Raw genomic sequence first — 14,306 nt, 5'->3', positions numbered from 1 at the left:
TGAGCGCTTGCGCGAAGAGCAGAGGACCGAAGTGATCACGCGTGTACTCGTCGCCAACCGGGGTGAGATCGCCCGCCGGGTGTTCGCCACCTGCCGTCGGCTCGGCATCGGCACCGTCGCCGTCTACACCGATCCGGACGCGCAGTCGCCACATGTCGCCGAGGCCGACGTCCGCGTCCGCCTGGACGGCGTGAGCGGCTACCTCGACGCCGCCCAGCTGATCGCGGCCGCCACCGCATCGGGTGCCGACGCCGTCCATCCCGGCTACGGATTCCTCTCGGAGAACGCCGAATTCGCGGGCGCCGTCCTGGCCGCCGGGCTCACCTGGATCGGGCCGCCCGTCGCGGCCGTGCGGGCCATGGGCTCCAAGATCGAAGCCAAGAAGATGATGGCGGGCGCCGGTGTGCCGGTGCTGGCCGAACTGGACCCCGCCACCGTTACCGAAGCTCAGCTGCCCGTCCTGGTGAAGGCGTCGGCCGGCGGCGGCGGCCGCGGCATGCGGGTGGTCACCGAGCTCGCCGCGCTGGCGGGCCAGGTGGCCGCCGCACAGCGGGAAGCCCAGTCTGCCTTCGGTGATCCGACGGTGTTCTGCGAGCGGTACCTGCCCACCGGCCACCACGTCGAGGTCCAGGTGCTTGCCGACCAGCACGGCACCGTGTGGGCGGTCGGCGAACGGGAGTGCTCGATCCAGCGCCGCCACCAGAAGATCATCGAAGAGGCGCCCTCGCCCCTGGTGGAACGCATCCCGGGTATGCGGGAGCGGCTGTTCGAGGCCGCCCGGCTGGCTGCCAATGCCATCGGGTACACCGGGGCGGGCACCGTCGAGTTCCTGGCCGACGATCACGGTGAGTTCTACTTCCTCGAGATGAACACTCGCCTGCAGGTCGAGCATCCGGTGACCGAGCTGACCACCGGCCTGGACCTGGTCGAGCTGCAGCTGCTGGCCGCCGACGGTGAGGCGCTGCCCGCCGACCCACCGGCGACCCGGGGACACTCCATCGAGGCGCGGATCTACGCCGAGGACCCGGCACGCAACTGGCAGCCGCAGGCCGGCCGCATTCATCACTTCGACGTACCCGGTGTCACAACACAATTCGGCCGCACCCACGGAACCGGCATCCGGCTGGACTCCGGTATCGCCGACGGCAGCGCGGTGTCGATCCACTACGACCCGATGCTGGCCAAGGTCATCTCCTACGCCCCGACCCGCAGGCGCGCAGCCCAGGTGCTCGCCGCTGCGCTGGCCGGCACCCGGCTGCACGGCGTCCGGACCAACCGCGACCTGCTGGTGAATGTGCTTCGCCACCAAGGGTTCCTCGACGGCGCCACCGACACGGCGTTCTTCGACACCCACGGACTCGCCGATCTGGCCCGCCCGCTGGCCGACGCCCGGGCCGTTCGGTTGTCCGCAGTGGCTGCCGCACTGGCCGAGGCCGCCCACAACCGCGCCGCCGCCACTGTGCTCGCCGAAATCCCCAGCGGCTGGCGCAATCTGGTGTCAGGTAATCAGCGCAAGAGCTATCGAGATGCCGACGGCGACGAGCACGACGTGGCTTACCGATTCACCCGCGGCGGTGTGTTGCTGCCCGGCGACCACGATGTCCGAGTGGTGTCGTCGGCTCCCGATGAAGTGGTGCTAGCCGACGGAAACGGTGTTGCGACCCCGTTCGCGGTGCACCGCTACGGCGCCGAGGTGTTCGTCGACTCTGCACTGGGCGCAGTCGCTTTCACCGCGCTACCCCGGTTCCCGGAGCCCGGCTCCGTTGCCGAGCAGGGCTCGCTGTTGGCGCCCATGCCCGGCTCGGTGATCCGACTCGGCGCGAACCTCGGCGACACCGTGACGCTCGGCCAGCCACTGGTCTGGCTGGAGGCGATGAAGATGGAGCACACCATCACTGCGCCGGCCGACGGCGTGGTCACCCAACTCGATGTCAGCGTCGGCCAGCAGGTCGACGTGGGAACTGTTCTGGCCCGGGTGGAGAGCCCGGCATCTGAAGAAGGAAACGCATGACCGACACCAGCTTCATCGAAAACGAAGAGCGCCAGGCGCTGCGGAAGGCCGTTGCGGCCCTCGGCGCGAACTATGGCCCGGAGTACTACCTGGAGAAGGCCCGTTCCGGCGGCCACACCGATGAATTGTGGCGGGAGGCAGGACAACTCGGCTTCATCGGGGTGAACCTGCCCGAGGAGTACGGCGGCGGCGGCGCCGGCATGTACGAACTGTCCCTGGTGATGGAGGAACTGTCCGCGGCGGGCTGCCCGCTGCTGATGATGGTGGTCTCCCCTGCAATCAACGGCACCATCATCGCGAAGTTCGGCACCGACGAGCAGAAGAGGCGCTGGGTGCCCGGGATCGCCGACGGCTCGATCACCATGGCGTTCGCCATCACCGAGCCCGACGCCGGGTCCAACTCGCACCGCATCACCACCACCGCGCGCCGTGACGGCAGCGACTGGATTCTCTCCGGACAGAAGGTGTGGATCTCCGGGGTGGACCAGGCGCAGGCGCTGCTGGTCGTCGGCCGCACTGAGGAAGCAAAAACCGGCAACCTGCGCCCGGCGCTGTTCGTGGTCCCCACCGACACCCCCGGTCTCAGTTACACCAAGATCCCGATGGAACTCGTCATGCCGGAGAGTCAGTTCCAGGTGTTCCTCGACGAGGTACGGTTGCCCGCCGACGCTCTCGTCGGTGCCGAGGATGCGGCGATCGCGCAGTTGTTCGCCGGGCTGAACCCGGAGCGGATCATGGGTGCGGCCAGCGCTGTCGGCATGGGCCGGCTCGCGCTGACCAAGGCCGCCGACTACGTCAAGACCCGCCAGGTGTGGAAGACCCCCATCGGGGCGCACCAAGGGATCGCACATCCGCTGGCGGCGGCCCACATCGAACTCGAGCTGGCCAAGCTGATGATGCAGAAGGCGGCCGCCCTCTACGACGCCGGCGATGACGCCGGTGCGGCCGAGGCGGCCAACATGGCCAAGTATGCCGCCGGGGAGTCCTCCACCCGTGCCGTCGACCAGGCCGTGCAGTCCCACGGCGGCAACGGTCTGAGCCAGGAGTACGGCATCGCGGCGATGCTCACCGCGTCACGGTTGTCGCGCATCGCGCCGGTGAGCCGGGAGATGATCCTCAACTTCGTCGCGCAGACCTCGCTGGGCCTGCCGCGGTCGTACTGACGACCCGCAGGAGCTGAGATGGACACCCTGGTCACCTATGCGGCCGACGGGCCCGTCGCCCGGCTGACGCTGGACTCGCCGCACAACCGCAATGCGCTGTCGGGGCGGCTGGTCGGACAGCTGCACAACGGGCTGCGCAGGGCGGCCGACGATCCGGAGGTCCGGGTGGTGGTGCTCGGCCACACCGGCGGCACGTTCTGCGCCGGCGCCGATCTGAGCGAAGCCTCCGGTGGCGACCCGTTCGAGACCACCGCTGCGCGCGCCTCGGAACTGGCCGCGGTGCTGCGCGCCATCGTCGAATCACCGCGGCCGGTGGTGGCTGCCGTCGACGGCCACGTCCGGGCCGGCGGTATGGGCCTGGTCGGGGCGTGCGATATCGCCGTCGCAGGCCCGCGCAGCACGTTCGCCCTGACCGAGGCCCGTATCGGCGTCGCGCCGGCGATCATCTCGCTGACGCTGCTGCCGAAACTGTCGGCGCGGGCGGCCGCCCGCTGCTACCTGACGGGTGAGACATTCACCGCTGAGCAGGCCGCCGAGATCGGACTCGTCACCATCGCCGCGGACGACGTCGAGGCCGCGGTCGCCGGACTGGTGGCGGAGTTGGCCAAGGGCTCGCCGCAGGGGCTGGCGGCGTCGAAGGCGTTGACCACGGCCGGAATCTTGGCCGGTTTCGACCGCGATGCACAGCGACTGGCGACGGAATCCGCGCGGCTGTTCGTCTCCGACGAAGCCCGCGAGGGGATGTTGGCGTTCCTGGAGAAACGCCCGCCGCGCTGGCTGCAATAGAACGCTCCTGTGACAGTTGGGCGAACACTCTTGCGGTTGTGAAGCAGAGTCGTACCCTCGTATGCGATGAGCAACTTGACACCTCGGGACGCGTCGATGCGTGCCGCCGACGCTGACCGCATACAGGTCGCACAGTTGCTCGGCGAAGCCGCCGCCCAGGGTCGCCTCGACATCAGCGAATACGAACGCAGGCTGGCCCAGGCATATGCCGCGACAACGTATGAGGACCTGGAACGACTCACCGACGACCTGCCCGGCGCGCCTGAATCCTCACGGCGGCGCGGTTCGGGCCGGCCGGCCCCGTCGACGCTGTTGCTGGCCATCCTCAGCGGGTTCGAGCGGCGCGGCCGATGGAATGTGCCCGGCCGGATGACGACCTTCACCCTGTTCGGCGGCGGTGTCGTCGACCTGAGGTACGCCGACTTCACCTCGACCGATGTCGAGATCCACGCCTACTCGATCATGGGCGGCCAGACGATCCTGCTGCCGCCCGAAGTCAACGTCGAAGTCCGTGGCGTGGGCGTGATGGGCGGTTTCGACCACAACGTCGAGGAGCGCGGCACGCCCGGGGCGCCGAAGGTCACCATCCGCGGATTCTCGCTGTGGGGCGGGGTGGGCATCAAGCGCAAGAACCGTAAGGCCGGCGCGGCCGACCCGACCACAACCTAGCCTTATAAACAACGTCGGCCCCTTCCGATTGGAAGGGGCCGACGTTGTTGTGTGCGGTTGTCAGCTCTTGGCGCTGCCGCCGGTCGAACCGGAGCCGCCGCTGCCCGAGTCGCTCGAGGAACCGGAGTCCGACTTCGACTCCTTCTTGCCCGAGATCGCGTCGGCGATCTTCTGACCGATCTTAACCAGCGGGTTCTCCGACGTGGCCGCCTTCGGGGCCTTCACCGTCGGGGTCGCCTTCGGCAGGGTGCTGGTGTCGGTCGACGAGGTGGTGTCGGTCGACGTCGTGGTACCGGTCGACGGCGTGGTGGTGGTGTCGGTCGACGTGGTGTCGGTCGACGGTGCGACCGCCGTGGCGGCAGCGGCGGTGGTGGCCGAGTCGGTGGTCGCCTCGGTCTCCTTCTTGAAGCCGCCGGTGGCCTTCGTGGTCGCCTCGGTGGAGGTCGCGGCCTCGGTGGTGGTGTCCGCCGACGACTTGGCATCACCGGTGGTGGTGTCCGTGGTGGCCGTGGCCGACAGCGCGGTGGCGGTCTTGGTGGCCGCCGCAGTCGTGGCAGCCGCTGACGGCAGAGCATCACTGATCGAGGTGACGATGTAGCTCAAAACCGCTGACAGGCCGGGAGTCCCGTAGCTGAACTTGCCGTCCGGGGTGGCGCCAGTGAAGAACAGGCTGGTCAAGATGCCGCCACCAACCGTGATCGGGCCAAGGTTGAAGGTCGGCAGAGCCTCGGCTGCGGAGACGAGCAGACTGTTGATGACGTTGGTCACGCCGTACTTGAAGACCGTGTCGGCGATCAGGGCCGGGACCGAGCCCGAGCCGAAGACCTCGTTGGCGGCGACGTCGAGGACCGCAGGCAGGCCGCCGGCCTCGAAGAAGTAGTTGTCCAGCGTCAAGCCGCTGCTGCCCTCGCTGCTGGTGCACGTGTTCGAAGTCGCGCAGTCGATCACGTAGTAGAGGACACCCGAGATGCCACTCACATAAATGGGGCTTGAGCTCTGGTAGTAGGGCGTGGTGCTGGTCAGGAAGCCACCCCAGCCGAACCAGTAGGCGTCGTTGATGCCCTGCACCGTGATCTCGCTGATGGAGGTCAGCTCGTATTTCGCGGTCGAGAGCGCGAGCGGTGCGGATGGCGATGCCACCGCGACATCATTAGAAGGAACGATTGCCGGCACTGCGGCGACGACGGCTGCGGCGCTGGCAAGCGCGACTCCCGTCATGACGATTGGCCGAGTTCGTGACGCCATTGCTGATTCCCCTTGCTGGTGCGGGTTCGCCGAGGTCGTGACGAACTCGATGCTTTGCTGATACGAAACTTAGAAGATCCTGATGAATACTAAGGGGCTGTTTGCCGTCTAGCAAGCGGAACCGGGGAAATGGGTAGCTGGCAAGTTTCTCACCCGTCACAGCAATTACATAGCTTCGACACCCCGCGCGTTGCCGGATACTACCGCTGATACCGTGCCACAACCTGCACGTCGCACGTGTTCGCTAGAATTGCACGCCATCGGACGGTGGCGTTAATAAACCTGATGTTTGCCACGCTCTCTGCGACCCGATGTGACACGTGGAAACACGGCGAAACAATCGTGTTGTTTGCTGAGCGATTGCTGGAGGCGGCTCAACGACGCCGTCTACGCGACCTTAGATAGTCGCCGACGACGGCCGCGCCCAGTCCGTCGAGGTCGGGTTCGACCACCCGGCCCTCCACGCGGCGAGCAACCTGATCGATGAAACGGGCCAGCCCGGGATCGTTCCCCAACCTGAAAATCGTCACCTGCGCGCCAAGCCTGGCGACCTCGTCGAACCCGCGGACGGTGTGGGCGATGGTCCGCGGGTGCGGCGGGTAGTCAAAAAAGACCGACGACCCGCGGCCGTCGAAGTCCTCCAGGTGTGCGGTCGGCTCGCCGTCGGTGACCACGAGCACCACCGGCTGGGCGTTCGGGTGCCTGCGCAGATGCCGAACCGCCAGCGCCAGCGCATGGTGCAGGTTGGTGCCCTGCTCGTAGACGCCTTCCAGTCCCGTCAGCTCGGCGGCGGTGACGGTCCTGGCGTAACGGCCGAAGGCGACGATCTGCAGCGCGTCGGACCGGAACCTGGTGCTCACCAGGTGATTGAGTGCGAGCGCGGTCTGCTTCATCGGCAGCCAGCGGTTCTCCATCACCATCGAGAAGGAGGTGTCGACCAGCAGTGCGACCGCGGCCTGCGTGCGGGTCTCGGTCTCCGACACCTCGACATCGTCGACGGCGATGCGCAGCGGCTCGTCGGCATCGGTGCCCCTGCCAATTCCCGGGTCGCTTCGCTCCTGCCCTCCGGCCTGCCGCAGCACGGCATTGGTCAGCGTCCGGGTGACGTTCCACGGTTCGGTGTCGCCGAAGGCCCACGGGCGGGTGGCACCGGTGAGCTCACCGGCCGCACCGGCCCGGCGGGTGGCCCGCTCACCGTGGCGGCCGGAAAGCTGTTGTGCCACATCGCGAAGCGCGGCCTGGCCCAGCTGACGCATCGCCTTCGGCGACAGCCGCCACTGACCGTCCGAGCCGCGGTCGAGGAAGCCCTGGTTCATCAGCGCGCGTTCGAGTTCGGCCAGTGTGCGGGCGTCGACGGCGGCTTGGTCGCCCAGCTGGCGGGCCAGCGCGTCGAGGTCGACGTCATCCATGGTCGCCCCGGCGTAGCTCTGCGACAGCTGCTCGGCGAGCTGCTCGAGTTCGGCGATGTCGGAGAGCGCCTGCGCGCCCTCCCCCATGCCCAGCGGGTTCTCGCCGGAGAACTCCGAGGAACCGTTCCAGTCCTCACCCGGCCGGGCCGCCTGCAGATGGCCGTCGAGCCGATTGAGCGCGTTCATCAGCTGCGGCGAGCCGAATGCCTGCTGCGCCAATGCGTCCAGTTCGGCGCGCTGGTCGGGGGTCAGGCTGTTGCGGAAGCGCTGGGCCGCGGCGGCACGCTTGGCCAGCGAATCCAGCAGCTCATCGACATTCTTCGGGTTCTCCGGGAAGTACTGGCCATGCTTTTGCATGAAGTTGCTGAAGTCGTCGGGGGTGTCTTCCCCACGAGAGTGCTTGTCCAACAAGTCATTCAGGTCATCGAGCATCTCGTTGACGGCCTGGCGGTCCTCGTCGGTGGCATTCTCCAGCGCCTGCTTCATCCCGGCGAACCGCTGGTCGAGCATCTCCCTGCCGAGTAGATCCTTGATCTGCTCATACTTCTGGCGGGCTTCCGGGCTGCGCCAGTCGTAATCGGAGAGCTCCTGTACCGCCTTGGCCGGCGACGGGGACAGCGACTCGATCTGCAGCTCGGAGAACCTGGCGTCGTCGTCGAGCGCCCGCGCGAGCTCTTTGCGCTCGGCCAGCACGGCCTCGTCGAGCAGTTTCTTGATCTCCTGCAACGTCCCGTCAAGGTTGTTGCGGTTCAACAACTCTCGCCGTCGACGGTTGGCCTCGGCGGCCAGCCGGTCGGCGCCGCGCATGTTCGGGGTGCCGCGGCGCAGCAGTTCGGACAGCGCACGGCGCGGCGAGGTCCCTTCCATGACGTCCTGGCCGATCTGCTCGAGCGCCTCGCGCAGGTCCACCGGCGGGGCCAGTGGATCAGGCCCGCCGGTGTACGGCGAATACCGGGAGCCATGCCCGTGCCTGGCTCTAGCCATGGCCGTACTCCTCACCGCGGCTCGTCCCTCGCCGCTTTATCGTCGTACGGCGATCAGCCATAGACGGTTTCACCCTCGCCGGTCACCTTGTCGATGCGCTTGGCCAGGTACAGCGCTTCCAGCGCCAGTTCGAGGGCGGCGGCACGCTGGCCGTCGGATTCAGCCCCGAGACGCTCAGCGATCGCCTCGATGACCGGCAGATCGGGAAGGGCGGCCAGCACGTCCTTGGCCGACACCAGCTCGCCGGTTGTCACCGCCGAACCGCCCTCCACCGCCGAGACCAGGGGGCCGACGTCGATGCCGCCGAGTGCCCGCTGGGCGGTGTCGGCGGTGGCGCGGCGCAGCAGGTGCTCGAGTACCGCCTGTTCGCGGCCCTCCTCGCCGGACTCGAATTCCAGCTTGCCGCGCAGCACGTCGATGATGGTGCCCAGATCGACCACTCGGGCCACCGGGTCGTCCTCGCCGAGGATCGCGCCGCGGTGCCGTGCGGAGGCGGCGACGGTTTCGGCGGCCGCGATCGCGAAGCGCGCCGAAACGCCGGAGCGCTGGTCGACGGAGTTGGACTCGCGCAGGTAGCGGGCGAAGCGGGCGATGATCTGCATCAGGTAGGCCGGAACCTGCGCCGACAGGTGCGCTTCCTGGGTGATGACGCCGACTTCGGCGTCCAGTTCGCGCGGGTAGTGGGTGCGGATCTCGGCGCCGAAGCGGTCCTTCAGCGGAGTGATGATGCGCCCGCGGTTGGTGTAGTCCTCCGGGTTGGCGCTGGCGACGACGAGCACGTCCAACGGCAGCCGCAGCGTGTAGCCGCGGACCTGGATGTCGCGTTCCTCCATCACGTTGAGCATCGAGACCTGGATGCGCTCGGCGAGGTCGGGCAGCTCGTTGACGGCGACGATGCCGCGGTGCGCCCGCGGGATCAGGCCGTAGGCGATGGTTTCCGGGTCGCCCAGGGTGCGGCCTTCGGCGACCTTGATCGGGTCGATGTCACCGACCAGGTCGGCGACGCTGGTGTCCGGGGTGGCCAGCTTCTCGGTGTAGCGCTCGCTGCGATGGCGCCAGGCCACGGGCAGGTCGTCACCGGAGTCCGCAGCACGGCGGATCGACTCGGGCGTGATCGGCGAATACGGGTGCTCGCCGATCTCGGCGCCGGCGATCACCGGCGTCCATTCGTCGAGCAGGTTGGCCAGCGAGCGCAGGATGCGGGTCTTGCCCTGCCCGCGCTCGCCGAGCAACACGAAGTCGTGACCGGCGATCAGCGCCCGCTCGAGCTGCGGGATGACAGTGTCCTCGAAACCGAATATGCCTGGCCAGACGTCTTCGCCTTCGGCCAGCGCGGCAAGCAGGTTCTCCCGGAGTTCCTCTTTGACGGTGCGCTCGCGGTGGCCGGAGGCACGCAGTTCACCAAGGGTGCGGGGGAGGTTGTCAGGTGACGTCACGCCTCCACGCTACGACTGCTGTCGCGCGCAAGCACGGGCTACCTCCTTACCCGTGCGTGACGGCTGCCCTGCTACGCGGGCGAGAGCATCTGAAATCCGGACAGGATCGTCTCGGCGTCACGGCGGTAAGTTGGGTTGCCCGGGTCCGCGCTCTGCACCGTCACCGTCATCGCATAGGTCCGGTTGTCGGTCTGCAGCACCGCGCACAGCACGCGTGCCGGATGCGGCGGCAGGCCGCCGACCGAGGGCATCTGGTAGTCGATGGTTTCGGCGGGCAGTCCGCACAGCGTGGTCTTGGCCGACTGCATGTCCTTGGCACCGATGCCGGACCGCAGCCCCTGGCGCTGCGCGTCGAACACGTCGTTCGGCTCGGTCAGGCCGGGCCTGCTCTCCAGCGTCACCACTGCCGTGGGCGCGAAGCCCGCAGTGACCAGGTCGGTGTTGCGCATGGTGTAGCGGATCAGCTCGGAGTCCATCATCCGCACGCGTTCCCAGCCGGCCGGGTGCGGGATCTTCAGCACCGGCTCGCCCTGCTCCCGGCTCGGAATCGTGGTGAGCGGAACGTCGACCGACGTGCAGTCGGCGGCCGTGGCACCCAGGTTGCCCAGGTTGGGCGCGGCGACCCCGCGGGCGTCGTCGACCACCCGGGTGCACGACGTGAGCAGCACCAGGGCGGTCGCCGCGACCATCACCACCCGCGGGGTCATCATGGCGATCTCAGTGCGCGAAGTGCCGGGCGCCGGTGAGATACAGGGTGATTCCCGCCTTGGCGGCAGCCTCGGTGACCAGTTCGTCGCGCATGGATCCGCCGGGATGCACGATCGCTTTCACCCCCGCTGCGGTCAGTGTCTCCAGCCCGTCGGGGAACGGGAAGAAGGCGTCGCTGGCCGCGACGGCCCCGCGTACCCGGTCACCGCCGCGCTCGACGGCGAGCCTGGCGGCGTCGACCCGGTTGACCTGGCCCATGCCCACCCCGACGGTGGCGCCGTCGGCGGCGATGACGATCGCGTTGGACTTGACCGCACGGCAGGTGCGCCAGGCGAAGGCCAGGTCGGCCAGAGTTGCCGGGTCAGCGGCCGCTCCGGTGGCCAGCGTCCAGTTGGCCGGATCGTCACCGGGGGCGTTGATACTGTCGCGCTCCTGCATCAGCAGCCCGCCGCTGATCTGACGGATCTCCACCCCGTCGACGGGCGGCTCGGCGGCGACCAGGACGCGAATGTTCTTCTTGCGCGCCAGCACCTCGACCGCACCCGGCTCGTAGGCCGGCGCGATGATGACCTCGGTGAAGATCTCCGAGACGAACTCGGCCATCTCCACCGTCACCTCGGTGTTGGCGGCGATCACCCCGCCGAACGCCGACAGCGGATCGCACTCGTGGGCTTTGCGGTGGGCGTCGGCCACCGAGGTGTGCGAGATTGCGATACCGCACGGGTTGGCGTGCTTGATGATCGCCACGCAGATCTGCTCGTGGTCGAAGGCTGCCCGCCACGCGGCGTCGGCATCGGTGAAGTTGTTGTAAGACATCTCTTTTCCGTGCAGCTGCTCGGCCTGGGCCAGGCCCGGCCAGCCGACGTCGTCGCTGTAGAGGGCGGCCTGCTGGTGCGGGTTCTCGCCGTAGCGCAGCTGCGAGGTGCGCCGCCAGGTGCGCCCGAACCACGGCGGCAGGAACGGCGGTGCGTCACCATCCTCGGGCGCCAGGGTGAAGCCCATCCAACTGGCCACCGCGACGTCGTACTCGGCGGTGTGCCGGAAGGCCAGCGAGGCCAGCTTCTTGCGCTCGGTCAAGGTGAACCCACCGGAGCGCACGGCCGCCAGCACCCCGTCGTAGCCGAGCGGGTCGACCACGACGGCGACGCTGGCGTGGTTCTTGGCGGCGGCGCGGACCATCGACGGCCCGCCGATGTCGATCTGCTCGACGCATTCGTCGATCTCGGCCCCGGAGTCGACGGTCTCGCTGAACGGGTACAGGTTGACCACGACGAGGTCGAAGGGCTCGATGTTGAGCTTCTCCAGCGCCTGCACGTGCTCGGGGTTGCGGGTGTCGGCGAGCAGTCCGGCGTGGATGTGCGGGTGCAGGGTCTTGACCCGGCCGTCGAGTACCTCGGGGAAACCGGTGACCGTTTCGACCGGTGTGACTGGAATACCCTTGCTGGCAATGGTTTTCGCTGTCGAACCGGTGGAGACGATGTCGACGCCTGCCTCGTGCAAGCCCTGGGCCAGCGGGATCAGCCCGCTCTTGTCGTACACGCTGATCAGTGCGCGGCGGATCGGTCTCTTGCCGATCAAAGTCCCCGTCGTCATCCTATGGTCGCCTTTCTGCCACTCCAGGTCACACCGCGGGTTGCCACCGCGGCCAGCACGTCCACCAGCAGTCGTCGTTCGACGACCTTGATGCGTTCGTGCAACGTGTCTTCATCGTCGCTGTCGAGAACCTCGACCGCTTCCTGAGCAAGGATCGGCCCGGTGTCCATTCCGGCATCGACCAGGTGCACAGTGCACCCGGTGATCCTGACCCCGTAGTTCAGTGCGTCCGGCACGGCGTGCGCACCGGGAAAGGCGGGCAGCAGCGCGGGGTGGGTGTTGACCACCCGGCCGATGAACCGCGAAAGAAACTCGGGGCCAAGGATTTTCATGAATCCCGCGGACACGACCAGGTCGGGCTCATAGGCGGCGGTGGCGTCGGCGATGGCGGCGTCCCAGGCGGAGCGGTCGGGGTGGTCGCCGAGGCGTTCGCAGTAGGCGGGAATCCCGGCGGCCTGCGCGATCTGGACGGCCCGGCAGTCGCGGTCGACGCCGACGGCCACGATGCGGGCCGGGTAGTCCCCCACCGCGGAGTCCAGCAGGGACTGCAGCAGCGTCCCGGTTCCCGAGGCCAGGACGACGACGCGAGCCGGCGCGCTGGGCGGGATGCTGAGGGGATGCTGCACGGCGATGAGCCTAACGGTGGTTCGTCCCCGGCGAGACCGGGCACCCGGCTGATCACCGCGGGATTGACGTCACGCCGGCGGCTGGGGCTCGTCCGCCTCGATGTCGTCGTCGACGAACATCAGATCCTCGACGTCCTCTAGGTCCGGTGCGGGCCGGACCGGTGGCGTCGGGGGTGCCGGTTCCAGCTCCGGCTCGGGCTCGGGTTCTTCTTCGGCTTCGAACAACGGCTCGGCCTCCTCGTCCGGAAGCAGCGCGAGGTCCTCGACGTCGGCGGGCTCGCCGAACACGATCGGCTCCGTCATAGGCTCACCCGCTGGCTCACCCGCTGGCTCACCGTCGGGCTCGGCCACCGGCACCGGCGCCGCGACGCGCTTGGGCCGGCGGATCACACCACCCGACATCACTACGGTCAGGCCACCGACGAGGAAGAACCAGAAGAACACGCCCGGGCCGAACGTCGACTGGTCGACGCCGACATCGCCGAAGTTGCCCAGCTTGCCGCCGCCGGCATAGCCGAGCAGCGCCATCGTCAGCGCCGCCAGCAACGCGGCCACCGCCAGCTTGCCCAGCGCCGTGGGCAGCGGCAACGGCCGGCGCGCACACTGCTGTCCCACCGCCACACCGGCTGCGGCGCCGACGATGAGCAGCGCCACCCACACCGGCCCGAGCGGCGGTGTGGGTACTGCCGCCAGGATCGGAACAGCTGGAATGTCACCGCCGAACACCGTGAAGGAACTGAACGTCGCGAAGCCGATGTGTGCGCTGGAGCCGACGGCCACCGCCGAGGTCCCGACGATCACGTTCGGCGCGTACAGCACCGACAGCACCGTCAGACTCAGCTGGCCGAACACCGAGTCGGTGATCGCGAACAGTTCGTGCATGGTGCCCCAATGCACCACCAGCGACGCGGCCGTCACCGCCGCCGACAGGCCGAACAGCGCGAGGATCCCGGCGAGCGCGGCACGGACGGTGTCGCCCAGCCACATCGGCAGCCCGGCCGAACGCAGGGCGCGCCAGCCCACCTGTGAGCCCACTCCGAGCAGCGCGCCGGCGGCATGCACCGCCAGCACGCCGGAGAAAGCCCGCAGTGCGCTTGGTGTCTGCAGGTCGGTGATCACCGAGGAGGCGTCGTGGATGACCGCCAGGGCGATCGCGGCGATCAGCAGGGGGCCGCCGAGAGCAGAGGCGGCGATCCAGCGGATCACGAACCACGATGCCCGCGGCGATGTCGCCTGGGCAGTCGTGCGAGCGGTGCCCCACACCATCAGCAGCACCGGCAACAACGGCAGCACGCCGAGTTGATGGCCGGCGATCGAGATCGGCACCTGGTGCACGGCCAGCCACATGCTGGCCACCGCGCCCAGCGTGCCGGTCATGTCGCTGTTGGCGATGACGAGCTGCAGCAGCGTCACCGCGGTGATCACCACCAGGGCAACCAGCGACGGCCCGAACGCGACCCGAACCAGGTCACGCGCCTGGCGGGCGCCGACGGGTCGCTGGTCCTCTATTCGCGTCACTGGTCGCACTGGTTATCTGGAGTGCGCGAGGCGCACCCGGTCAGGACGGTGTCGGGCCTGATGACGGCGACGATGACGGCGCCTGTGACTGCTGACCGGGCTGCCCGGGCGCCGGCTGCTGCTGACCTGACCCGACCGACGGCGGCGGGCTGAAACTG

Annotated in this window: 11 protein-coding genes; 4 read left to right on the top strand and 7 right to left on the bottom strand. The window is 68.5% G+C overall.

Going from position 1 to position 14,306, the window contains the following annotated elements; genetic code table 11:
* Window positions 1-31: 31 nt before the first annotated feature.
* From HBE64_RS03970 to HBE64_RS03955, 4 genes are all read left to right on the top strand, one after another.
* The gene (locus HBE64_RS03970) at window positions 32-2,011 is read left to right on the top strand and encodes a biotin carboxylase N-terminal domain-containing protein (RefSeq protein WP_167097978.1); all 1,980 of its coding nucleotides are present in this window, start codon (window positions 32-34) and stop codon (window positions 2,009-2,011) included.
* Entirely contained in the window at window positions 2,008-3,174 is a 1,167-nt protein-coding gene (locus HBE64_RS03965) for an acyl-CoA dehydrogenase family protein (protein ID WP_167097976.1), read from the top strand. The genes HBE64_RS03970 and HBE64_RS03965 overlap by 4 nt, the downstream gene beginning before the upstream one ends.
* Before the next feature lie 18 nt (window positions 3,175-3,192).
* Complete coding sequence (locus HBE64_RS03960) at window positions 3,193-3,960, top strand: enoyl-CoA hydratase family protein (protein WP_167097974.1); 768 nt, start codon at window positions 3,193-3,195, stop codon at window positions 3,958-3,960.
* Window positions 3,961-4,026: 66 nt separating this feature from the next.
* Window positions 4,027-4,629, top strand: a complete 603-nt coding sequence (locus tag HBE64_RS03955; protein ID WP_167097972.1) for a DUF1707 domain-containing protein — start codon at window positions 4,027-4,029, stop codon at window positions 4,627-4,629.
* 60 nt (window positions 4,630-4,689) lie between these two features.
* On the opposite strand, the gene HBE64_RS03950 is transcribed toward HBE64_RS03955, so the two are convergent.
* The 7 genes from HBE64_RS03950 to HBE64_RS03920 all read right to left on the bottom strand — a co-directional run bounded on the left by HBE64_RS03950 (window position 4,690) and on the right by HBE64_RS03920 (window position 14,139).
* A complete protein-coding gene (locus tag HBE64_RS03950) occupies window positions 4,690-5,769 on the bottom strand; it encodes a hypothetical protein (protein WP_167097970.1) in 1,080 nt (359 codons plus the stop codon).
* A gap of 479 nt (window positions 5,770-6,248) precedes the next feature.
* The gene (locus HBE64_RS03945) at window positions 6,249-8,267 is read right to left on the bottom strand and encodes a VWA domain-containing protein (protein WP_167097968.1); all 2,019 of its coding nucleotides are present in this window, start codon (window positions 8,265-8,267) and stop codon (window positions 6,249-6,251) included.
* A 53-nt stretch (window positions 8,268-8,320) separates the two neighbouring features.
* Window positions 8,321-9,703, bottom strand: coding sequence for an ATP-binding protein (locus HBE64_RS03940; RefSeq protein WP_167097966.1), 1,383 nt, complete (start codon window positions 9,701-9,703; stop codon window positions 8,321-8,323).
* Between the two features lie 71 nt (window positions 9,704-9,774).
* A complete protein-coding gene (locus HBE64_RS03935; RefSeq protein WP_167097964.1) occupies window positions 9,775-10,413 on the bottom strand; it encodes a DUF1795 domain-containing protein in 639 nt (212 codons plus the stop codon).
* A gap of 7 nt (window positions 10,414-10,420) precedes the next feature.
* The gene (gene purH / locus HBE64_RS03930) at window positions 10,421-12,004 is read right to left on the bottom strand and encodes a bifunctional phosphoribosylaminoimidazolecarboxamide formyltransferase/IMP cyclohydrolase (RefSeq protein ID WP_167097962.1); all 1,584 of its coding nucleotides are present in this window, start codon (window positions 12,002-12,004) and stop codon (window positions 10,421-10,423) included.
* A complete protein-coding gene (gene purN / locus HBE64_RS03925) occupies window positions 12,001-12,630 on the bottom strand; it encodes a phosphoribosylglycinamide formyltransferase (RefSeq protein ID WP_167097960.1) in 630 nt (209 codons plus the stop codon). Before purN ends, purH begins: the two co-directional genes overlap by 4 nt.
* 69 nt (window positions 12,631-12,699) lie before the next feature.
* Window positions 12,700-14,139, bottom strand: a complete 1,440-nt coding sequence (locus HBE64_RS03920) for a DUF6350 family protein (RefSeq protein WP_167108610.1) — start codon at window positions 14,137-14,139, stop codon at window positions 12,700-12,702.
* Between the last annotated feature and the right edge of the window lie 167 nt (window positions 14,140-14,306).

The organism is Mycobacterium sp. DL592, assembly GCF_011694515.1.
In the GTDB taxonomy this organism is placed as follows: domain Bacteria; phylum Actinomycetota; class Actinomycetes; order Mycobacteriales; family Mycobacteriaceae; genus Mycobacterium.
This window is presented reverse-complemented; position numbering and strand designations above follow the sequence as displayed.